Origin of the sequence: Hymenobacter baengnokdamensis (assembly GCF_008728635.1) — a bacterium.
Lineage (GTDB): Bacteria > Bacteroidota > Bacteroidia > Cytophagales > Hymenobacteraceae > Hymenobacter > Hymenobacter baengnokdamensis.
The window spans coordinates 1,127,906-1,148,567 of the sequence record NZ_CP044285.1 but is presented as its reverse complement, the minus strand read 5'-3'; the positions used below and the strand labels follow the sequence as shown (position 1 = coordinate 1,148,567).

18 protein-coding genes are annotated in these 20,662 nt (G+C 60.5%); 5 read left to right on the top strand and 13 right to left on the bottom strand.

Features of this window, described 5'->3' with window-relative positions; genetic code table 11:
• Positions 1 to 52 precede the first annotated feature (52 nt).
• Positions 53 to 2,449 carry a mechanosensitive ion channel domain-containing protein gene (locus F6X24_RS04900; RefSeq protein WP_151086898.1) on the top strand — a complete coding sequence of 799 codons (2,397 nt, stop codon included), beginning with the start codon at positions 53 to 55 and terminating at the stop codon, positions 2,447 to 2,449.
• An 80-nt stretch (positions 2,450 to 2,529) separates the two neighbouring features.
• Here F6X24_RS04900 and F6X24_RS04895 read toward each other — a convergent pair whose 3' ends face one another.
• Positions 2,530 to 3,132 carry a DUF4136 domain-containing protein gene (locus tag F6X24_RS04895; RefSeq protein WP_191906463.1) on the bottom strand — a complete coding sequence of 201 codons (603 nt, stop codon included), beginning with the start codon at positions 3,130 to 3,132 and terminating at the stop codon, positions 2,530 to 2,532.
• Between the two features lie 168 nt (positions 3,133 to 3,300).
• On the opposite strand from F6X24_RS04895, the gene F6X24_RS04890 reads away from it, so the two are divergent.
• Together F6X24_RS04890 and F6X24_RS04885 are read left to right on the top strand one after the other, a co-directional pair.
• Entirely contained in the window at positions 3,301 to 4,632 is a 1,332-nt protein-coding gene (locus F6X24_RS04890; protein WP_151086894.1) for an NAD(P)/FAD-dependent oxidoreductase, read from the top strand.
• A 54-nt stretch (positions 4,633 to 4,686) separates the two neighbouring features.
• Positions 4,687 to 5,172 (top strand): DUF2721 domain-containing protein, encoded by a 486-nt coding sequence (locus F6X24_RS04885; RefSeq protein ID WP_151086893.1) that lies wholly within the window; start codon positions 4,687 to 4,689, stop codon positions 5,170 to 5,172.
• Positions 5,173 to 5,179: 7 nt separating this feature from the next.
• Here F6X24_RS04885 and F6X24_RS04880 read toward each other — a convergent pair whose 3' ends face one another.
• On the bottom strand, positions 5,180 to 8,092 hold the full coding sequence (locus F6X24_RS04880) for a hypothetical protein (RefSeq protein WP_151086891.1): 2,913 nt from the start codon (positions 8,090 to 8,092) through the stop codon (positions 5,180 to 5,182).
• A 104-nt stretch (positions 8,093 to 8,196) separates the two neighbouring features.
• Here F6X24_RS04880 and F6X24_RS04875 point away from each other — a divergent pair, with 104 nt between their 5' ends.
• Positions 8,197 to 8,736 (top strand): YceI family protein, encoded by a 540-nt coding sequence (locus tag F6X24_RS04875; protein ID WP_151086889.1) that lies wholly within the window; start codon positions 8,197 to 8,199, stop codon positions 8,734 to 8,736.
• A gap of 94 nt (positions 8,737 to 8,830) precedes the next feature.
• Here the strand turns inward: F6X24_RS04875 and F6X24_RS04870 are convergent, their stop codons facing one another.
• From F6X24_RS04870 to F6X24_RS04820, 11 genes are all read right to left on the bottom strand, one after another.
• Positions 8,831 to 9,277 carry an STAS/SEC14 domain-containing protein gene (locus F6X24_RS04870; RefSeq protein WP_151086887.1) on the bottom strand — a complete coding sequence of 149 codons (447 nt, stop codon included), beginning with the start codon at positions 9,275 to 9,277 and terminating at the stop codon, positions 8,831 to 8,833.
• A 51-nt stretch (positions 9,278 to 9,328) separates the two neighbouring features.
• Positions 9,329 to 9,712, bottom strand: coding sequence for a DMT family transporter (locus F6X24_RS04865; RefSeq protein ID WP_151086885.1), 384 nt, complete (start codon positions 9,710 to 9,712; stop codon positions 9,329 to 9,331).
• Complete coding sequence (locus F6X24_RS04860) at positions 9,709 to 10,752, bottom strand: sterol desaturase family protein (RefSeq protein WP_151086884.1); 1,044 nt, start codon at positions 10,750 to 10,752, stop codon at positions 9,709 to 9,711. Before F6X24_RS04860 ends, F6X24_RS04865 begins: the two co-directional genes overlap by 4 nt.
• 235 nt (positions 10,753 to 10,987) lie before the next feature.
• The gene (locus F6X24_RS04855; RefSeq protein ID WP_151086883.1) at positions 10,988 to 11,872 is read right to left on the bottom strand and encodes an N-acetylneuraminate synthase family protein; all 885 of its coding nucleotides are present in this window, start codon (positions 11,870 to 11,872) and stop codon (positions 10,988 to 10,990) included.
• Between the two features lie 58 nt (positions 11,873 to 11,930).
• Positions 11,931 to 12,464, bottom strand: coding sequence for a KdsC family phosphatase (locus tag F6X24_RS04850; protein ID WP_151086882.1), 534 nt, complete (start codon positions 12,462 to 12,464; stop codon positions 11,931 to 11,933).
• A gap of 36 nt (positions 12,465 to 12,500) precedes the next feature.
• Complete coding sequence (locus F6X24_RS04845) at positions 12,501 to 13,307, bottom strand: SDR family oxidoreductase (RefSeq protein WP_151086881.1); 807 nt, start codon at positions 13,305 to 13,307, stop codon at positions 12,501 to 12,503.
• Between the two features lie 96 nt (positions 13,308 to 13,403).
• Positions 13,404 to 14,705 (bottom strand): aminotransferase class III-fold pyridoxal phosphate-dependent enzyme, encoded by a 1,302-nt coding sequence (locus tag F6X24_RS04840; RefSeq protein WP_151086880.1) that lies wholly within the window; start codon positions 14,703 to 14,705, stop codon positions 13,404 to 13,406.
• A 126-nt stretch (positions 14,706 to 14,831) separates the two neighbouring features.
• Positions 14,832 to 15,785, bottom strand: a complete 954-nt coding sequence (locus F6X24_RS04835) for a transketolase family protein (RefSeq protein ID WP_151086879.1) — start codon at positions 15,783 to 15,785, stop codon at positions 14,832 to 14,834.
• A gap of 191 nt (positions 15,786 to 15,976) precedes the next feature.
• Complete coding sequence (locus F6X24_RS04830; protein ID WP_151086878.1) at positions 15,977 to 16,834, bottom strand: transketolase; 858 nt, start codon at positions 16,832 to 16,834, stop codon at positions 15,977 to 15,979.
• Positions 16,835 to 16,955: 121 nt separating this feature from the next.
• Positions 16,956 to 17,750 carry a cytidylyltransferase domain-containing protein gene (locus F6X24_RS04825; RefSeq protein ID WP_151086877.1) on the bottom strand — a complete coding sequence of 265 codons (795 nt, stop codon included), beginning with the start codon at positions 17,748 to 17,750 and terminating at the stop codon, positions 16,956 to 16,958.
• Between the two features lie 13 nt (positions 17,751 to 17,763).
• A complete protein-coding gene (locus F6X24_RS04820) occupies positions 17,764 to 18,837 on the bottom strand; it encodes a hypothetical protein (protein WP_229725357.1) in 1,074 nt (357 codons plus the stop codon).
• A gap of 136 nt (positions 18,838 to 18,973) precedes the next feature.
• Between F6X24_RS04820 and F6X24_RS04815 the strand changes: the two genes are divergently transcribed.
• Positions 18,974 to 20,605: a glycoside hydrolase family 43 protein gene (locus F6X24_RS04815; RefSeq protein WP_151086876.1), complete on the top strand. Its 1,632-nt coding sequence runs from the start codon at positions 18,974 to 18,976 to the stop codon at positions 20,603 to 20,605.
• Positions 20,606 to 20,662 lie beyond the last annotated feature (57 nt).

Genomic DNA, 20,662 nt, shown 5'->3' with positions numbered 1-20,662 from the left:
TACTGCATCAGCGACAATTGGTACCTGTTTAAGTCAGCTTCGCCCCCTTTCCATGTTTTTTTCGGAATACTTTCCGGCAGCCTGCCGGGCCAGGCTTGGGCCTGCTACCTGGCCGCTGCGCTGGCGCGTTAGCTTTGGCCTAGTGCTGGTAAGCCTGCTAAGCGTAGCCGACGGGGCCGCCCAGCCGCACCGCCCGGCGCAGCCCGCCGACTCAACCAAAGTCGGCGTGGGCCTGGATAGCTCAGAACGGCTGGAATCTGCGTACCTCACCCTCGATGCGCTCACCAGCCAGACCTACAACTTATTTGATACCAAGCCCATAGCTACCGAATTGCCCGAGCTTGCCGAAAACCTGCACGCAATCCGGCACAGCGTGGCCGAAACCGGCCGGGTGTTTGATGTGAAGCAGGTGCAGATGTGCCAGCTGATGCTCGACAATATTCAGGAACAGCTCACCGCCTGGCGCGCCGAGCTTAGCCTGGCGCGGCAGCAGTACAGCGCCGTGCAAAGCCGCCTGAAGGCGCTGACGCTGCTACCGGTGCTGTCTACTGCTACCGACTCCAGCGCCGCCCAAACGCTGGCCGAAGCCGATGCGGCGCTAAGCGATAAAAAACAGCGCACAACCCGCGTGTTGGCGCAGCGGCTGCAAGCAGTGGCCCGGCTCCAGTCGCAGGTATCGACCAGCTATATCCAAACGCTGGAATTGCAGGACCAGGTAAGCGGGCAGTTGCGCGGGTTTGGGCGGCGCACTTTTGCCGGCCAATACCCGTATTTGTGGACGCGGGCGGCCCGCGAGGTGGTAGTACCACCCGTGTCGCCGCACCTGCGGGAAGCCCGCCAGCGCATCATTGCTTTTTATTTTGGCACAAACTGGGACAACTGGGTTTACATGGCCCTGATGGGGCTGGTATTTTTTGGCTGGGTCACTTACAACTACCGCCGGGTACCGGCCCAGGGCGAGCACTTGGCTCTGGCGCAGCCCTTGCGCTACCTGCGGCCCTGGCCGCTGGCAGCCACCGGGGTCGTGATGTTTAGCCTGGCGCCGGCCCTGGAGCTGCGCCCGCCGCCGGTGTATCTCGATGTGCTGCAGGGGCTGCTGCTGCTAACCCTTACGGGCGTCTTTTGGCGCTCATGGCCCCGCTCGTCTTTTTGGTCGTGGCTGGCTTTGGTAGGCTTTTTCGCGGTACTGGCCGTTTCCAATGCCGGCGACGGGGCCAGCCTGGGCACCCGCGGCGGCTTGCTGCTGCTCAATGGGTTAGCGCCTTTCATGGGCATCTATTTTTTACTCCGCATCCGGCGGCGGGTTCAGCTGCCGCATTTTGTCGTTCCCATTACCTTCTTCTTCATTGGGCTGAATGTGGTGGCGGGCGGGGCTAATATTCTGGGCCGCTTGAGCCTGGCCAAACTGCTGAGCACGGCTGCTATTTTTGGCCTCACCCAAGGCATTGGGCTGGCGGTGCTTATTCAGCTGCTTACCGAAGCCTTTCACCTGCAAATGCTGGCCAGCCGCAGCGTGGCCAATGGCCCAGGCTTCGACTACGATAAAATCGGGGCCAGCCTGATGCGCCTGCTCTCCGTGGTGGTGGGAGGCATGTGGCTGCTGGTTTTCACGGCCAACCTCGCGCTGCAAGGCGTGCTTTATAAGGCCATTAGCAACCTGCTCACGGCCCCGCGGGTGCTGGGCAGCACGCAGTTTACGCTGGGCAACGTGGCGCTGTTCTTTTTTATTCTCTACGTTTCGGCGCGGCTCCAGCAGTACATCGGCTACTTTTTTGGCGAAATCGGTGAAGAGGCTGACACCAACGCGCGCCACCGGGGCTCGTGGCTGGTAGCCCTGCGGCTGTTTCTGGTGCTGGTCGGGGTGGGCCTGGCCGTCACGGCCTCGGGGCTACCCCTGAGCAAGATTGCCATCGTGTTCGGGGCCTTGAGCGTCGGTATCGGCCTGGGCTTGCAAAGCATTGTCAACAATCTGGTTTCGGGTATTATTCTCATTTTTGAGCGGCCGTTTCACGTGGGCGACTTTATTGAGGTGGCTGGCAAGTCGGGCCGGGTGCAGGATATCGGCATCCGCTCCAGCAAGCTTACCTCGCCCACGGGCTCCGAGATTATCGTGCCCAACGGCGACCTGCTGTCGAGCCACGTCATCAACTGGACGCGCACCAACGACCACATTCGCGTAGACCTGGTACTGAAGCTGGCCCCCGGCACCGACCTCGAAACCGACCTGCAAACCGCCCGCGAGCAAATTCAGGAAGAAATCAAAAGCAGCCCCTACACCATGCCTAACCTGCCGCCCGAGATATTGCTCAACGACATCAACGGCAAAGACTATGAGCTGAAAGTGCTGTTCTGGGTGATGAATATCCGGCAGGAGCAGCTCACCAAGAGCGAAATCCTGGCCGGCATCTACCGGCGCTTTATGGCCCACGGCCTGCAGCTGAGCAGCTGAGCCGGCCTGGACAGCCCTGAACGCAAACGCGTCGCCGGCCTTCGGGCCAGCGACGCGCCAAACATGTTGTTTTTTATATATTAAGACTTCTTATCGCCCGCCGGAAACTTATCCAGAATCTCCTTGGCTGCTTTGCTGAAGTCGCTGCCCAGGCGGGCGGGGTCATCGACCGGGTCGGCTATGGAGCCGCGCCACACGAGGTTATTGGTGCGGGCATCGATGAAATCGAGCACCAAAGTGCCTTCGCGGTACTGCTCGGTGTGGGCAGTCTGGTAATAGGCCGGCGTATACCACGCCCCGTAGTTGATGGGCAAAAACCGGCCCCGGTACGACATGGCATACGGATAAGCATAGCCGGCCGGCGGCAGGTTATCGGTCACGGTGCGCTCGGCCTGCTCCACGTAGGTATGGGTGGTGATGAGAAAGTCGGGATTGCTGTCGACCTGCCGCAGCCCGCGCTTAGCTAGTTCGCTGGCAATAGCCTGCTTGATATGGTCTTGGGCGATAGGGCTACGCAGCAGCGGGTTATGGTCGCCATTGGTTTTTACTTCCGTATCGGCAAAGTCAAAAGTGCGATACTTGCTGAAGTTAACATCGGCACGCTGCTCCACATTGACGGCAGACGTGCAGGCGCTTAGCCCGGCTCCGCAAGCCAGGGCCAGGCCCAGCAGTAGGTTTTTCATAAGAAACAGGAAAAGGAAAAGATGGTGAGCTAGCTGCATACCGTTTCCGGCGGCCCCGGGTTATGTCGAGCTTATTGGCCCGGCGCAGCCCAACGCGAAGCCGGGGCCGCGCGTATTGGCTGGCAATTACCGGGCGGTGAGCCGCCGCGTCCGCATCTTTGCTTAATCATGGAAGGACTCACCAAAATTGAAGACCTGGGCAAGCCCCGCGTTGTTATTGTGGGCGGCGGCTTTGGCGGACTGGCGCTGGCCAAGGCCCTGGCCGATGCGCCGGTGCAGGTAGTGCTTATCGATAAGCAGAACTATCACGCCTTTCAGCCCCTTCTCTACCAGGTGGCTACGGCCGGGCTCGATGCGGACAGCATCGTGTCGCCGTTTCGCAAGATTTTGAGTGAGCAGGAGAATTTTTACTTCCGGCTGGCCGAAGTAAAGTCGATAGACGCCACGGCGCAGGTGGTTGAAACCACCATCGGGCTGCTGCGCTTCGACTACCTGGTGCTGGCTACCGGCGCCACGTCCAATTACTTTGGCGATAAGGAGATGGAGCGCAACTCCATCAGCCTCAAGAGTGTCAGCGATGCCATTGAGCTGCGCAACACGCTGCTCTCCAACTTCGAGCAGGCGCTGCAAATAGGCGATGTGGAGCAGCTCAACAGCCTGCTCGACTTTGTGATTGTGGGCGGCGGCCCCACGGGCGTCGAAATGGCCGGGGCGCTGAGCGAGCTGCGGGCCCACGTATTTCCGCGCGATTACCGCGAGCTGGATTTCAAGGAGATGGACATCCACCTCATCCAGAGCGGGCCGGTGCTGCTGAAAGGCATGTCGGCCGAAGCTTCGGCCAAATCGCTCGAATACCTGAAGGATTTGGGGGTGCAGGTGTGGCTCGACAACCGGGTAACGTCTTACGACGGCTACACCGTAACGCTCAAAAGCGGCGACAAGCTCATCACGCGCACCCTCATCTGGGCGGCGGGTGTTACGGGCGCTCCGGTGGCGGGCCTCGACCCGGCCGCGCTGCTGCGCTCCAACCGCTATCAGGTAGACGAGTTTAACCGGGTGGCCGGGTATAGCAGTATATTCGCCATTGGCGATATTGCCCAGATGGCCACGCCCACCTATCCCGAAGGCCACCCGCAAGTAGCGCAGCCCGCCATTCAGCAAGGCGAGACGCTGGGGGCAAACATCAAGCGGGCCATTGCCGGGCAGCCGATGCAGCCTTTTGTCTACGACGACAAGGGGGCCATGGCCACCATTGGCCGGCACCGCGCCGTGGCCGACATTCAGCTATTTAACAAGCAGTATCACCTCACGGGCTGGCTCGGCTGGCTCACCTGGAGCTTTATTCACGTGCTGGCCCTGGTGAGCTTCCGCAACCGCCTGGCCGTGTTCCTGACCTGGGCCTGGAACTACGTAACCCAGGACAAAGGCATGCGCTACATCATCGGCAAAACGAAGTCGCGGCTCAAAGAGCGGGAAGTAGAGGAGAAAGCGATTGTGTAGGCCCGCCGGCACTGGCTGCCCAACGCCCCCACGTATTATTTCTGCTTTGCTGCTATGGCCAATCTTTCCGGCACGCTCTCGATTCTCTCGGCCATGTTTACGCCGGCCATCCTGGTGTCGGCGTGCGGCTCGCTTATTCTTACCACCTCGCAGCGCCTGAGCCGGAGCCTCGACCGGCAGCGCGAAGTGGCCCAGCAGCTGCGCCAGCACCAGCAGCAGGCAGCTACTTCTACGCCCGACCCGGCCGAGCGCGCGCACCTCACCCAGCAGCTTGTATTTGCCGCCCGGCGCGCCCGCCTGCTTCAGCAAGCCATGACTACCCTGCACCTGACGCTCAGCATATTCATTGCCAGCATTTTCAGCATCGGGGTCTTTGAGCTGGTCAACAGCTCGGCTACCTGGATAATCGCGCTGCTGAGCGTGCTGGGAGCCACGCTGCTCTTGTTTTCGAGCGTGCTGCTGATAAAGGAATCGGCCCTGGCCCGAGCCGACGTAGCCGAGGAAACCGCTTACCTTATCCGGCTTGCGCCCCCGGCGTAGCCCTGCCTCACAGCCGCACATTAAACGCCAGCGGCTGCACCACCCAGCCCTGCAAAATATTGCTGTACGCCACCCGCACGCCGGCTTCGATGGGCGTGCGCAGGTGAAAGACGTTGAACAGGGCCATCAAATCGGCGCCGCTGTTGCAGTAGTTTATGGTGGCCTGCTGCCGCAGCAGCTGGCCCTGCGCCACATCCACAAACGCCGTAGCCCGCAGGCGCTGCACGTACAATACCCGCCCCACCGACCAGTGCACGAAGGCCAGCGGCAGGTAATAATCGGCACTGCCCACGGCCAGGCGGTCGAAGCTGACGTAGCTGGTTTCGGCTCGCGGAAAGGAGATGGCCGCCGCAAAGCTGTACTGGTTCTGCTGCTGGTACTGGTAGCCGCCGCGCAGCCGCAGCGCCTGGTGCCGGGCCAGGCCCGGCAGGTACACCGCCGCCTGCACGCCCACCTGCGTTGCCTGCAGGTTGGTAGTGAAAGGCGTGGTGCGGTACGTAGCCAGCAGCGTAGCCCCGGCGCGCGGAGCCACGTCGCGGGCACTCTGCTTGAGCTGACTGGCATAGCTCAGGCTGGCTTGAATGGCGTGCAGCGGCGTAGTCGGGCCGGTTTCGCTGATACTGCGGAAGGTCGGCTCGTAGTTATACACCTGCTCGTGCAGGTAATACGCGCCCAGCGTAAGCGCCTGCAAATACTTGGAGCGCGTGAGCACCAGCGGAATGCGCACCCCGGCCAGCAGGCGGGCATACTGCCACCGGGTAGTGCGCAGGCTATCGAGCGGATTGCTGCGGCTCTGGTTGCGGTCGAAGTAGCGCGCGGCATTGCGCCCGCCGTAAGTCGCCTCCACATCCAGCACCGGAAAGCGCCCCTGATAGCTGAGCGCACCGGTCGCGGCCAGCGTGCGCTCGGTCTGGTCAAAGCTCAGCCCGGCAAATAGCTGGGTAGTGCTTAAAAAATCCTGCGAGCGCAGCCCTGCGCTCACCGTGTTGCCGGCCGGGCTCTGCACTACCCCATAGCTAAACACCCGGAAGGCGTGCGCCAGCGGGCGGTAGCGCCGCACCCCGTAGCGCGGCCCCGCCGAGTCGGGCGAAGCCAGCAGCTGGCGCATACGCGCCGCGCCGGGTTCGCCGGCCGTCAGGGCATCGGCGTAGGGCTCGGGCTCATCGGTGCGGGCCGGCGCGGTAAGGGCCGTCCAGGTAGCCGGGTCAAGGGGCATTTCGACCACGCGGGCCCCGGTGGCGCGGTAGTCGTGCAGGGCCAGGTGGCGGCCATCGGGAGATACTGCGGCGTGGTAGGCGCCCACCGGCCGGCTCGTTACCTGGTAGGTCTGGCCCGTACTGAGGCGCACGGCATAGATATTATCTACCCCCGACTGGGGCGAATTGTACAGCACGTAGTCGCCCCAGGGCTGCGGATTAGCCAGGTTGACATTGGCCACCGGCAGCAGGTTGGCCGACTGCCCGGTAGTAGTGTCGAGCAGCTTCAGGGTTTTGCCGGCGGCGCTGAGCGCTACCACCACCACGCGGCGGCCATCGGGCGTGAAGCGCGGCTGCTGGTAAAAATCATTATGCGGGTTGGGCAGCGTAGTGATAACAGCGCCGTTCGTGGCATCCAGAATTACCAGCGCGTGGTGATAGGCCTCATCGGTGCGCACGGCCACCAGGCGTGCCCCATCGGGTGAGAGGGCGGCCGCCGCGTAGCGCTGGCCCTTGCCCAGGCGCCTGAGGTGGCCGGTAGCCAGGTCGAATATCTTTAATTCTGAATATATTTGCTGCCCCCAGCGGGGATTTTGCCGAAATTCGGGCCACACGACCCTGCCGCCACCAACCGACAGCATCTCCGGAATATTGAGCGAGCCTACCGTAAACACCCGGCGCTCACGCCCGTGGCGGCCCAGCAGCACCAGGCGCTGAATGTCGCCGAGGCCACTTTTCAGGGCCAGCACCGTGCTGTCATTCACGTACTGCGGGTATTGATACTGCGTAAATACCCGCGTTACGGCCTGTCCGGCCAGCTCGTGCACCGGCGGGAAAGCCGGCTCCCTGGCAAGGCGCGCAGCCTGGGCCCCGCGCCAGGTCGAGTCCAGCTCGTGCATAGTGCGGGCGTAAAGGTCCTCGACGCGCAAGCCCGTAGTTCGCCGCAGGCTGTTGGAAAAGGAAAAAGGATAAAACGGAAACCGGTAGTACCGGTCCAGCACCTGGCTCCATACAGCGGGGCCGTAGTGTGCTTTGGCATAAGAAGTTAAGTAATAGCCCAGCACGTACCAGTCGGGCACGTTATCGCGCAGCGAGCCATTCACCGCCTTCTGGTAGCTGTAGAGCCGCCCATCGAGCAAGTTGGCCCGCAGGCCCAGGCCAAAATACGGAATGCGCCCGCGCCCGCTGCGCGTGAGCGCCGTTTCGGAACCCACCGCGTCGCCCTCAAAAAACCACTGCGGCACGCCCACCGCCGCCACGCCCAGCCCGCCATCGCCCAGCAGCGGCACCACCACCCGCCCAAAACCCTGCCGCGCCTTGTCGAACTGATTGACGTGCCGAAACTCGTGCACCACCAGCCCATCGAGCCAGTCGACGGTGCCCAGGCCCTGCCCCTGGTCGGGGGTTATAAAAAACTCGGCGTGGCGCGGCAAAAACGTCACGAACGCGTTGCTGACGGTCGTCTGGTTTTGCATCACCACCGCAATGGGCCGGGCCCGCACACCCAGCGTGGCCCCTTCCGGGTCGTGCGCGGCCTCCAGCCGGCTGGCCGTGCGCTGGGCCGCCGTATCGAGGCCGGCCGGGTACAGTACCCGGAAGTGCGGGCTCCGCAGCTCGCGCCAGTGCAGCGGCGGTGGGTTTTGGCTAAGGACAGGCAAACTCTGGGCAAAAGCCGAGGTGCTAATAGAAATCCAGCAAGCCAGCGCCGCAAGCAATTTTCGCATAGGAGCAAGTTACAGTAAGCACGTGAAATAAATAATTGATGTTGGTACATGATTTAAAAAAAAGGCGTATCTTTGGTCAACTTTTCACCCTTTTCCTTTTCAGCATGGCTACTACCAAATGGGTCCTGGACCCGATGCACTCCGAAGTGCAGTTTAAAATCAAGCACCTGGTAATTTCTACCGTTACCGGCTCGTTCAAAACGTTTCAGGGCACGGCCCAGACCGAGGGCGATGACTTCTCGAATGCCCGGATTGAGTTTACGCTCGATGTGAACAGCGTTGACACGAATCAGGAGCAGCGCGACCAGCACCTGAAAGGCGAAGACTTCTTCAATGCCGCGCAGTATCCGCAGATTAAGTTTGAGTCGACTTCGTTTACCAAAACGGGCGGCAATGAGTACAAGCTTGTGGGCAACCTCACCATGAAGGACGTCACCAAGCCGGTTACTCTCGACGTGGAATACGGCGGCACGGCCGTCGATTTCTACGGCAACACCAAGGCCGGCTTCGAAATCACGGGCAAAGTAAACCGCAAGGAATACGGCCTGACCTGGGGCGGCATCACCGAAGCCGGCGCCATCGTGCTCGGCGACGACGTGAAGCTGACCATCAACGTGCAGTTTGCCAAGCAGGCCGCGGCTTAATTTGCCCGCCTGCACCTTATAACAAAAGGCTGCCCCGTAAGAGGCAGCCTTTTGTTATATAGTATATTTACTATATTATATCCACTTTCTTACGCTAGCCCAATACTTTGGCGGCCTGCTGCGCATCGCGTAGCCACTGGCGGGCCTGGGTGCGGCTGCCGAAGATGCGCATTTGAAAGCTGGTGCCGATGCTGGTAAACATGGCTTCGGCCGAAAGGGCGGCAAACGACTCGGAGCTGACGACGTGCGCGAAGTGCGTGAGGCCCAGGGCAATGGCGCGGGGCGTCCAGTCTTCGGCAATCCAGGTTACGGCGTGGTCCCAGGGACCCATCAGGTTGGTATTGTCGTTGAGCAGGTAGGGGCACTTGTAGCGCACCAGCTCATCGAGGTAGGCATTGGCCCCGAGTATGATGCTTTCGAGCGTTTGGTACCCCTGCCAATCATTGTAAATGAGGTGGTTGGCGCGGTCATACTCAATAGACAGCGATACCTTGCCAAATATGTTGTGCAGGTCCTTTTTCATAGCGGCGCGGTTATCCATCGCCAAAGGTAGCGGACATGGCAATCATTAACTACTCGCTAACTGAGCTTGTTACGAAGTTCGTTTCAGTCCGATGATGCCAACCAGAATGCAGCCAATATAGAAGACGTGCGCCCACTGGAAAGCTTCTTTGAGTACCAGCGTATCCACGATTTTGATGCCTACCAGGGCGATGCCCATCCAGATAGCGAAGGCCGTGGAGGCGGGTATTACGTTGAGGGCCTTGGAGAAAAAGAATACGTTGGCTACACCAAAGCCCACGTAGCCGATAGCGGGCAGCAGAGTAGTAATACCAGCCGGAGCGGCGAAGAAATGCGACCAGTCGATGGCCTTAATCTTGGCCACACTCGTGTATTTGAGGCTGTAGTTCCAGCACACTTCCATCACGGAAGCCAGCAGCAGGTAAAGCCAGGCGGGGTTGAAGCTGAAAGTCAAGAGGCGGCAGTGGCAACGGGGCGAGAAGAATCGGCTAAGGCAGGAGCAACGGGCGCAGCCCCGGAAGGGTTGCCACCGGGGCGCGGGGCGGGCACAGTAGTATGCACCTCCTCGGGCACCTCCCAGCCCTGCAATACTTTGGCGGCGGGCATTCGGTTGCCCAGCCAGCCCAATACGCGCCAGCGCAGGCCGTGGTAATAGCGAAACAGCCTCGATTTTTCGGCCAGCGCGGCTTCATCGAAGCGAACTACGGAAAAGGCATGCTGGGCAAAATAGTCTTTCGGAAAAGCATAGGGCAGGCCCCAACGCTCGGGCTTGCGGTTCTGGGGCAAAAAAGCGGTACCAAACAGCCAGTCCCAGACCGCGAACTTGGTCGAGAAGTTGGCATAGTACACTTCCTCGTGGTCGGCGTGGTGCCAGAGGTGCATCTCGGGGCCATTGACAACATACTGCAGCTTACCCGATTTCACGTCGATGTTGGCATGAATGTACATGCCCCAGACTGCATCAATCAGCGCCTTAATGGGCACCACTATCGGGTTCGCACCCAGCAAAATAATGGGCGCAAACTCAATGGTCTGATTGATGACAATCTCCATGATGTGCGAGCGCGAGCCGGCCAGCCAGTCTACCTGCTTGCCCGAGTGGTGCGCCTCGTGGGTGCGCCAGAAAAATGCGCTGCTGTGCTGGAAGCGGTGAAACCAGTAGATGTAAAAGTCGTGGGTTATCACAAAAAAGCCCACCTGCGCCGCCACCGGCCAGCTGCTCAGCAGGTGAAACCGCGCCCCGAAGTGCGCGGCCAGCGGCGCGATGATGAAGCCAAAAATTACTATTTGCAGAAAGTAGCTCTGCACCAGCGTGTACCAGAACAAGTCGACGAACAAGCCCTCGCGGAAAAACGGCAGACCCTTGCGATACGGGATTTTGCGCTCCAGCACCAGCAGAACCGCCACCGCCAGCAGCAGAATGGGCGTGGTAATGAAGGTAGTGCGCCCTACGGCGTTGAGGCTGTGATAAAACTCGCTTATCGACGCTAACATAGCAACTAAACTACGTGATAACTATGGGCCTAACTGCCGGGCGCACTGGAATGTTCGCCTGGCGGCCAGGGAATAGGCTTTGCTGTAAAAATAAGAACGCTCTAAATAAGAACGTCATGCTGAGCTTGCCGAAGCATCTCGCTCGCGCCGTATAGAGTAGTAATTCTAACGGCGAGGTAGAGATGCTGCGGCAGGCTCAGCATGACGTTCTTTTTAACCTCAGGATTAAAGCACTCTACGCGGCCGACACCTCGCGGCGCAGGCGACGCAGGGGCTCTTTCTCGCTTTCGTACACCACTTTCACGCCGTCGCCGAGGCCGGCTTCGGTGTCGCGGATGTCGCGCACGAGCTTGGCCATGCCGCCGGGCTCTACGCTGGCCGCGTGGTCGGAACCCCACATGGCGCGGTCGAGGGTGAAGTGGCGCTCGACGAAGGTGGCACCCAGCGCCACGGCCGTTACGGTGGTGCTGAGGCCGGTTTCGTGGCCCGAGTAGCCGATGGGCGTGCCCGGAAACTGCGCCATCAGGGTCTGCACCATGCGCAGGTTCAGCTCCTGGGGCGGGCAGGGGTAAGCCGAGGTAGAGTGGGCAATCATCAGGTTATCAAGCCCCACGTAGGCCACGGCGTCGGTGATTTCCTGCTGGGTACTCATGCCGGTGCTCAGCATTAGCGGGCGGCCGGTGGCGCGCACGCGGTCGAGCAGGGGCTTGTCGGTGAGCGAAGCGGAGGCCATTTTGTAGAGCACCGGCTGAAACTGCTCCATAAAATCGACCGACGGCTCATCCCAGCACGAGGCAAACCAGTCGATGCCGCGCGCCTTGCAGTAATCGTCGATGGCCGTGTATTCCTGCTGGCCAAACTCGGTTTTGCGCTTGTAGTCGATGTAGCTCATGCGGCCCCAGGGGGTATCGCGCATTTTCTCCCACTGGTCTTTGGGGACGCACAGCTCGGGGGTGCGCTTCTGAAACTTCACCGCGTCGCAGCCGGCGGTTACGGCCGCGTCAATCAGCTGCTTGGCAATATCGAGCGAGCCGTTGTGGTTGATGCCGATTTCGGCAATGATGTAGCACGGCTGGCCGGGGCCGATAGCGCGGTTTTTCTTGATTTGAACGATACTCATTGGGTAGAATGAAGAGAAAATGAGTGGAAGAAATAGTCGGCGCGCCCACCGGTCAAAATTATTCAGAATGTTCGTCGTGGGTGGCAGGCTGCCCGCCGGTCTGGCAGCTGATAATCAGCTCGGCCAGCTCGCGGAAAGCGCCGTGCCCGCCGTGCGCCTGGCAGCGGTAGTCGGCGGCGCTACGGGCAAAAACCGTGGCATCGCCGGGGCAGGCCGCCAGACCCACCAGGCCCAGAATTTCCACGTCGTTGGTATCATCACCCAGGAAAGCCACCTGCTCGGCCGTGAGGCCAAGGCGGGCCAGAATCTCACCCAGCAAAGTAGCCTTGTCCTTGATGCCGAGGTGCAACTCACTGATTTTCAGCTTATCGGCCCGCTTCTGCACCGAAGGTGAGCGCTCGCCGGTCACGATACCCGTTTCGACGCCCACGGCCCGCAGGCGCTCCACACCCATTCCATCGCGAATATTAAATCTTTTTAATACTTCACCACTTTCGCCGTAATACACGCCTCCATCGGTCAGCACGCCGTCGCAATCAGTAAGTAGCAGCTTGATGCGGCGGGCTTTGGCAGCCAGGTCAGCGTGCTTCATATAAAATTCTGGTGAAATAATAGCCGAAATTAACACCTAAATGGCGGTCCAGCCGCCATCTACCACCAGGTTGGCGCCGGTCATGTAGGCCGAGGCATCGGACGCGAGGAATACCACCGCGCCCTGGTAGTCGGTGGGCAGGGCCATGCGGCCTAGGGGGGTTTTGGCGCTGTACTGCTTCACGAAGAAGGCATCCTGGCTGTTTTCGACGCCGCCCGGCGAGAGCGTATTCACGCGCACGCCCTTGGCGCCCCAATAGGCGGCCAGGTAGCGGGTAAAATTCACCACCGCGCCCTTGGTCATGGGATAAGATGGTGATTTATAAAAGGTTTGCTCGCCGGCTTCGTTGCGGTAGATGCTCTGGTCGGGGCCCACGATACCATAAGTACTGGCCACGTTGATGATAGAGCCGCTGCCTTGCTCGGCCATCGGCGTGCCGAATACCTGCGCGGCGAGGAAAATACCGGTCACGTTCACGTCCAGCACCTGCCGAAACGTAGCGAGTGGAAAATTCTCAAACTTGCTGAGGTCGGCAGCCAGGGCCGGGTTCTCAAACATGTCGTTGATGGCGGCATTATTCACCAGAATATCGAGGTGGCCGAAGCGCTCGATAATGGCGTCGCGGGCGGCGGCCAGCGACTCGGGCGAGGTTACGTCTACGGCCAGCGGCAAGTGAATCCCGCCGGGCAGACCGGCGGCTACTTCGCGGGCTTTGTCGAGGTGCAGGTCGGCCACGACCACGTTGGCGCCGGCCAGGGCCAGGGCTTCGCAGTGCTTCTGGCCAATAAGGCCGCACGCGCCCGTTACGATGGCCGTTTTATTGGTTAAGTCGAAGAAATTCATATGGTTGTCGTTTTTACGTGGTGCCTCACCCTTAGCCCATCTCCTTGTCGGATAGGGGCTAGGGGTGAGGCACCTGCGTTAACGGGCAGCAAAAGCCTACTTCGCCTTCACCGGCGCGGCATTGGTCACCTTGCGGAATACGGCCTCTACCGGCTCACCTTCGAGGCGGCTGGCTACGTCGCCTTTTTCGATGGCGTCCTTCAGCAGGGGCAGCACGGCTTCGTAGGCCGCCAGCGTCTTGGCCACGTCTTCGTCGGTGTGCGAGAAGCTCATGTTGTGGAAGCCGCCCCACAGAATGCCCTGCTTGAAAAGCTCCTGCTGCACGAAGGCTTTCACTTCCAGCGGGTTGCCGGCGCTGGCATCGAAGGTGACGATACTACGGCAGTCGTAGCCGTAGCACTTGGTGTATTGGCTCAGGCCGAGGTCGGCGGCAATTTTGTTGTAGCCTTCCTTCAGCTTATTGCCCTGGCTGGCCAGGAACGCGGGCACGTTTTTCTCGCGCATCTCGCTGATGGTAGCAATGGTAGCCGCCAGGCTCAGGGCTTCGCCGCCGAAGGTGGTGAAGAAAAATACGTCCTGCTCAAACAGCTGCATAACGTCTTTGGGGCCCGTCAGCAGCGCGATGGGCATGCCGTTGGCGCAGGCCTTGGAGTAAACTGCGAGGTCGGGCGTGATGCCGAAATACTCCTGCGCGCCGCCGATGGCGATGCGAAAGCCGGTCCACATCTCGTCGAAAATCAGCAGCGTGCCGTTCTCCTTGCAGAGGCGGGCTACTTCGTGCAGGAAGTTGTCTTTGGGCGCGTCGAAGATAAACGGCTCCAGGATAACGCAGGCCACGTCCGGGGTCAGCAGCTCCTTGAACGAGTCGAGGTTGTTGTACTCAAACGCGCTCACCAGGTCCTTGCTTTCCTGAGGAATGCCCTTGTCGCGGCTTGTGGTACCGATGTACCAGTCGTGCCAGCCGTGGTAGCCGCAGCACAGCACGTCCTTGCGGCCGGTGAAGGCCCGGCTCACGCGCACCGCCGCCGAGCACACGTCGGCCCCGGTTTTGGAGATGCGGATGCTTTCGGCATTCGGGATAATCTCGTGAATCAGCTCCGCCACCTCTACTTCCAGCTCGTGCATCATCGAGAAGGTAATACCATCCTCCAGCTGCGCCTTAATGGCTTCATCGACCCGCGGATAAGCATAGCCCAGGCTGAGCGGACCAATACCCATCTGGTAGTCAATATATTCGTTACCGTCCACATCCCACACGTGCGAGCCCTTGCCGCGCTTCACGTACTTGGGACTAGCCCCCTTGGTGTATTGGCCCGGCCCCTTGGCAAGGGTCTGGGTAACCGGGGTCATGATTTTCTGCGCCCGGGCGTAGAGGTCGTCGGATTTGGGGAAATTCATCTTTTAAAGGTGGAAATGTGCGGAATGTGGGAAATGTGAAAATGAATTAGTTGGCTATCGCTACCTGCTTCCTGTTAAAGAATATTTTCACATTCCCACATTCCACACATCTTCACATCTGAAAAATTACTCGGCAAATTCGTTTTCAACCACTTTGGTTTTGGCGCCAAAGGTATGCGCGCCGCCGCCCAGGCGCTCGCCGATGCGGCGGGCAATGTGCTGGCCGGTAAAGCCTTCGTATTCGAGCACTTCGCTCAGCAGGCCGGGCTTGTACCAGCGCTCCTTCAGGGCCAGCGGCAGCACCTTGGCGGTCAGTTCGTGTTCGAGCAGCAGCTCGGCCAGAATAGAGTAGAGGCCGCCGGTCTGGAAATGGTCTTCCAGGGTCACGACCAGGCTGCCGGCTTTCACTACGTTCAGTACGGCGGCCTCATCCAAGGGCTTGAGGCTGCGCAGGTTAACGAGACCCACCGAGTAGCCCGCCTGGGTGAGTAAGTCTTTGGCAATGAGCGCCTGCTCAAACAGCATCCCGTAGGTGAGGATGGTGATGTCCTTGCCTTCGCTCACAATCTCAGCCTTACCGATTTCAAACGGGGTGTGCTGGTAAGTAGCGGGCCGGGTATTGACGCGCAGGTAAGCGGGGTCGGGCGAGGCCCAGATAGCGGGCAGCATGGCCAGCATATCCTGCTCGTCGGCGGGGGCGAAAACCGTCATGCCCGGAATGCCGCGCATGAGCGAAACATCCTCAATGGCCTGGTGGGTCGGGCCGTTGCCGTCGGAGAGAAAGCCGGGTACGAACGCGCTGATTTTCACCGGTAAGTGCGGAATTCCCACATCGGTCCGGATAAACTCAAACGCCCGCAGCGTGAGGAACGTCGCCAGGGCGTGCACTACCGGCACGCGCCCGCGCAGGGCCAGGCCGGCCGCCGCGCCAATCATGGTTTGCTCGGTAATGCCGGTGTCGATGAAGCGCGGCCCCAGTGGGCCGGGCAGGTTGCGGATAAGGGCGCGGTTTTCGGCCGTCATCACCAGCAGGCGCTCGTCGGCCAGGGCGGTTTCGTGGATAAGCTGTTCGTAATTCATGACCGCAGATTTAACGGATTTAACGGATTGCGCGGATACGCTTGCTGCGCAAGCTGACTACGCTGACAATGGCAGGTAATGGGTAAGCGACTGGCTGAGCCACGCTCGCAGCTTAACGGGTAACGTCCGCGTAGTCAGCTTGGCGCAGCCAAGCGTATCTGCGCAATCCGTTAAATCCGTTAAATCTGCGATTATCGGACGGTCAGGGTTTCGCTCGTGAGCTTGGTGGCTTCCTGGCTGTGCAGCTCCTTGAGCAGCGACGTGATTTCCTCACTCGAGAAATTGCAGAACCAGCGGTCGGCCCGGCGCTCGATGCTGGGCAGGCCCCGGCCGCGCACCGTGTCGCAGATGATAACCGAGGGCTTGTCGGGGCTGAACGGCAGGGCCGTAAAGGCCTCTTCCAGGGCCGTAAAGTCGTGGCCGTCGATGCGCTTTACCACGGCGCCAAACGCCTCAAACTTGGGGGCCAGCGGCTCGAGCGGAATGAGGTCTTCGGTGGCGATGTTGGCCTGGAAGTGGTTGCGGTCCACCACGATAGTCAGGTTGTTCACCTTGTGGGCGCTGGCTACGAGCAGGGCTTCCCAGCAGGTGCCCTCGTTCAGCTCGCCGTCGCCGGTGATGACGATGACGTGCTGCTGCTGGCCGCGCAGGCGGGCATCCAGCGCCACGCCCAGCGCTACGCTCGGCAGGTGGCCCAGCGAGCCCGAGTGAAACTCGACGCCCGGCACATTCCGGTTGGGGTGCCAATAGATGGAGTCGTTCGACTTCAGGTGGTTTTGCAGCCGCTCCTTCGGCATGAAGCCCAGCTCGGCAAAGGTGCCATAAAGGGCCGGCACGTCGTGGCCCTTGCTCAGGAAAAGATAGTCGCGCTCGGGGTCCTGGAGGTTACCCGGATTTACATTGAGGAAGTCGGCGTAGAGATACACCAGCAGGTCGGCGCAGCTCAGCGAAGCCCCGGTAAAGCAGCCGCCATCGGTGCTGAGGCGAACGATGTGCTCGCGCACGCGCAGGGCGAGCTCGGAGAGCGCTTGTTTTTTTTCGGTAGTCATAAGGCAATTGTCATGCTGAGCCTGCGAAGCATCTTATCACGCTCACAGCACTCGGGGGCTAACTAATTCTGGCGAAGGCAGCCGTGATAAGATGCTTCCTTCGTCAGCATGACAGAATGGTTTATACTTGCTTTGTATTGCCCGCATCCACGGTTTTCAATTCGTCGAGGTGGTTGCGGTACCAGTTTACACCGGCCAAGTCGGCGTTTAAGGCGTAAATGTCCGGCCTTTGTTTTAATAAAGTCAGAATATCTTCCAGCCCAAAATGAGGATTTGCTGGATAAAGCGCTTCGTATACCGCTTTTATAAACTCATAGTCAGCCGGATAGTCAATGGTAAACCGGTGCGACATGGAATAATCCAGGCCGGTCTCCCACGTCACGTTGGCGAGGCGAAAGCGGTCGGGATTCTCCCAAAAAAACGGCGTGGTATGCTCGCGCTCCAGCGGGCGGCGCGCCTCGCGCCAGGCGGTTTCGAGAGCCGCGAAGGTCATTACCTCTACATCGTTGCCATCGGGATAGGTGGCGGGGTGCAGATTGCTCACGAAATCATACTGCCCAACAGTTTCCGTATATAGTGACAGCACTTTGTCAATAATAGCCGGGTCGATGAGCGGGCAGTCGCTCGGTATTTTTACTACCGCCTCAGTTTCGCCGAAGTGCCGGGCGGCCTGGTAGTGGCGGTCGAGCAGGTCGAGGGCATTGCCACGAAAAACGCTAATATCGTACTTATTGCATATTTCAACGAGTGCGTCATCGCCGGGCTCGTCGGTGGTGATGACGGCCACATGGCCCGCCAGCCGGGCCCGCTGCATGCGCTCGACCTGGCGCACCAGCAGCGGCCGGCCGCAGAGGTCGAGGCTGACTTTATCGGGGAGGCGCGAAGAGCCGCGCCGGGCCTGAATGAGCGTAAGCATAAAATACTAGCTACTAGCGGGAATGCCGGGCTTCGGTGAGCTCCGCCTGGCGCTCAGGTGCGGGCTGGGGTTTGTACTGCTTTAAAAACTGCGGGCCCGACCCCTCAAACCGCCCGAACTGCCGGCAGATGTCGGCAATGCGCCGGGCGCTGGTGCCGCCGTTCTGAATAGGCAGCTTACGCTTGAGGTCTTCGACATCGAAGTAGGAATGCACCGGAATACCCAGCGCCAGCCCAACGTAGGCCACGGTGCTGTATTGCGTTATCAGCTCCACAGAGTTGGCAATCATCTCCTCGGTGTTGCCTTCGGTGAAGATGAGGGTGCCGGGCGGCGCGTACTGGCGCACCTCGGCCGTGGCGCGGGCCATGTCTTCGTTGGGGTGAAACTTGAAAATCATGGGCCGGCCGGCCGCAATGCGCGTGGCGTGGCGGATAAACTTTTTGCGGTTGTCGCGCCGAAAGGTTTCGCGCATGTCGGTGGTGGCCACCAGCACGTAGCCGCGGTGCGGAAAGTTATTGTTGCGCAGCTTTTCTACGTCGTCGAAGTTGGGAATGCCCGTTACGACGAGCTTGTCCTTATCGACCCCGATTTTCTCGAAATGCTCGGCGTAGCCGGGCGAGGCCACGCAATAAATGTCGCAGCAGTTGTTCATGCCATTGAGCGCGGTGCCGATGGCCAGAATGGGAAAATTGGTGAAGCGTTTCACGAGCCGCGCCCACAGGTTGAGCGGGTCGGTCATTCCTTCCTGCACAAACACCGACTTGGTTTTCTTCAGCAGCGGCCAGGGCACCACAATGTCGGAGCAGCACACGATAAGGTCATAGGCATACCCCAGCTCGCGGTTTTCGAAGTCACGGCGCAGCTGGTGCTGGGCCACGTAGCGGTCGGCCTTCTCCTTTACCAGGCCCTGCACAATGGTCTTATCCAGGATGTTGTTGCGCAGCAGCCACTCGTAGAAGCCCCGCATCCAGCCATCGTAGTACAGCTGGCTGAAGTAAGGCTCGTACTCATCTTCCAGCAGCTGGGCCACGCGGTGCATCTGCGTGGTTTGGTTGGGCGAGCCGATGAGGTACAACGCTTTTTTCACAAGCACAGAAATTAGGTATGCCTACAAAATTACAACGCCAGGCCAATGCGTAGTCCTGTGCTCCTACTGCGCTCCTGGCAGCTTATGCAGTGGCTTTTCTACCTTGAGCCGTTATTCCGGCAATTTCTGGTTCTTTATGCGCTTTTTTTCGCTGCTTTTTACGCTGGCTGCTGCGAGCCTGGCGCTAACGGCCTTTGCCCAAACTCCTGCCAGCCCCGGGCCCTGGGTGCCCGACCTGGGCAACGGCCAGTATAAAAACCCGGTGCTGTACGCCGATTACTCTGACCCCGACGTGGTGCGGGTGGGCGACGACTATTATCTCACTTCGTCGAGCTTCAGCTCGGTGCCGGGCCTGCAGCTTCTGCATTCCAAAGACCTGGTTAACTGGACCATTATCGGCACCGCGCTGCCGGTGCAGCTGCCGCGCTCGCGCTACGACCAGGTGCAGCCCGGCAACGGCGTGTGGGCCCCCGCGCTGCGCTACCACAACAAAGAGTTTTATCTCTATTATCCCGACCCCGACCTTGGCATTTTTGTGACGCGGGCCCGCAACCCGGCCGGCCCGTGGTCGGCGCCGGTGTGCGTAAAGGCTGCCAAAGGCTGGATTGACCCCTGCCCGCTCTGGGACGACGACGGCCGTGCCTACCTCGTGCATGCCTTTGCGGGCAGCCGCGCGGGCATCAAGAGCGTTATTAACGTCAGTGAGATGGCCCCCGACGGGCTGAGCCTTATGGGCGACGACAAGCTGGTGTTTGACGGGCACCAGCACCACCCGACCATCGAGGGGCCCAAGTTTTACAAGCGCCACGGCTACTACTACATCTTCGCGCCGGGCGGCGGCGTGCCCACGGGCTGGCAGGTGGCGCTGCGCAGCAAGAGCGTATTCGGGCCTTATGAGGATAAAATCGTGCTGGCGCAGGGCAAAAGCCCTATCAACGGCCCGCACCAGGGCGCGTGGGTCGATACACCCGATGGCAAGGAAGACTGGTTTCTGCACTTCCAGGACCAGGACGCCTACGGCCGGGTGGTGCACCTGCAGCCCATGACCTGGAAAAACGACTGGCCCGTTATCGGCCTCGACCCCGACGGCGACGGCACCGGCGAGCCGGTGCTCACGTACCGCAAGCCCGCCGTGCAGGCCAGGGTAGCGGTGGCCGTGCCCGCCACGTCGGATGAGTTTGCCAGCCAAACGCTGGGCCTGCAATGGCAGTGGCAGGCCGACCCGCAGCCCGGCTGGCTCACCCTACCCTCTCCCACCGCCGGCGTGCTGACACTCAACGCGGTGCCCGCGCCCGCCGAGGCCAAGAACCTATGGCTGGTGCCCAATCTGCTGCTGCAAAAGTTGCCGGCGCCGCAGTTTACGGCAACGGCCAAGCTCAGCTTTCACCCCCAAAATGAGGGCGAGCAGGCGGGCCTCGTTGTGCTGGGCATGGACTACGCCAGCCTCGTGCTTACCCGCCAGGGCGGCCAGATTCAGCTAAGCCAGCGCACCTGCCTCCAGGCCGACAAAGGCAGCCCCGAAGTCAGCACAGCGCCCGTAACAGTGCCCGCCGGCCAGCCACTGTACCTGCGGGTGGCGGTGCAGCCGGGGGCCCGGTGCCAGTTCAGCTACAGCCTCGACGGCAACCGGTTTCAGCCGCTGGGCACCGAGTTTACTGCCCGCAAGGGCAAGTGGGTAGGCGCCAAGCTGGGCCTGTTTTGCCTGGGCACGGCGGGCGCCCCCAAGCCCGGCGCGGCGCTGGTCGACTGGTGGCACCTGGAGCCTTAACACCCGGCTTTATCCGATTGCAATCGATTGCATAGCCCGGTCCGCCAAAATTTCCCC

Excerpts from the sequence above, each read along its gene's own strand:
- F6X24_RS04885 (WP_151086893.1), top strand. The coding sequence starts at position 4,687 with ATGGCCAATCTTTCCGGCACGCTCTCGATTCTCTCGGCCATGTTTACG.
- F6X24_RS04860 (WP_151086884.1), bottom strand. The coding sequence starts at position 10,752 with ATGTTAGCGTCGATAAGCGAGTTTTATCACAGCCTCAACGCCGTAGGG.
- F6X24_RS04855 (WP_151086883.1), bottom strand. The coding sequence starts at position 11,872 with ATGAGTATCGTTCAAATCAAGAAAAACCGCGCTATCGGCCCCGGCCAG.
- F6X24_RS04890 (WP_151086894.1), top strand. The coding sequence starts at position 3,301 with ATGGAAGGACTCACCAAAATTGAAGACCTGGGCAAGCCCCGCGTTGTT.
- F6X24_RS04830 (WP_151086878.1), bottom strand. The coding sequence starts at position 16,834 with ATGACTACCGAAAAAAAACAAGCGCTCTCCGAGCTCGCCCTGCGCGTG.
- F6X24_RS04825 (WP_151086877.1), bottom strand. The coding sequence starts at position 17,750 with ATGCTTACGCTCATTCAGGCCCGGCGCGGCTCTTCGCGCCTCCCCGAT.
- F6X24_RS04840 (WP_151086880.1), bottom strand. The coding sequence starts at position 14,705 with ATGAATTTCCCCAAATCCGACGACCTCTACGCCCGGGCGCAGAAAATC.
- F6X24_RS04900 (WP_151086898.1), top strand. The coding sequence starts at position 53 with ATGTTTTTTTCGGAATACTTTCCGGCAGCCTGCCGGGCCAGGCTTGGG.
- F6X24_RS04845 (WP_151086881.1), bottom strand. The coding sequence starts at position 13,307 with ATGAATTTCTTCGACTTAACCAATAAAACGGCCATCGTAACGGGCGCG.
- F6X24_RS04850 (WP_151086882.1), bottom strand. The coding sequence starts at position 12,464 with ATGAAGCACGCTGACCTGGCTGCCAAAGCCCGCCGCATCAAGCTGCTA.
- F6X24_RS04870 (WP_151086887.1), bottom strand. The coding sequence starts at position 9,277 with ATGGATAACCGCGCCGCTATGAAAAAGGACCTGCACAACATATTTGGC.
- F6X24_RS04875 (WP_151086889.1), top strand. The coding sequence starts at position 8,197 with ATGGCTACTACCAAATGGGTCCTGGACCCGATGCACTCCGAAGTGCAG.
- F6X24_RS04880 (WP_151086891.1), bottom strand. The coding sequence starts at position 8,092 with ATGCGAAAATTGCTTGCGGCGCTGGCTTGCTGGATTTCTATTAGCACC.
- F6X24_RS04815 (WP_151086876.1), top strand. The coding sequence starts at position 18,974 with ATGCGCTTTTTTTCGCTGCTTTTTACGCTGGCTGCTGCGAGCCTGGCG.
- F6X24_RS04835 (WP_151086879.1), bottom strand. The coding sequence starts at position 15,785 with ATGAATTACGAACAGCTTATCCACGAAACCGCCCTGGCCGACGAGCGC.
- F6X24_RS04895 (WP_191906463.1), bottom strand. The coding sequence starts at position 3,132 with ATGAAAAACCTACTGCTGGGCCTGGCCCTGGCTTGCGGAGCCGGGCTA.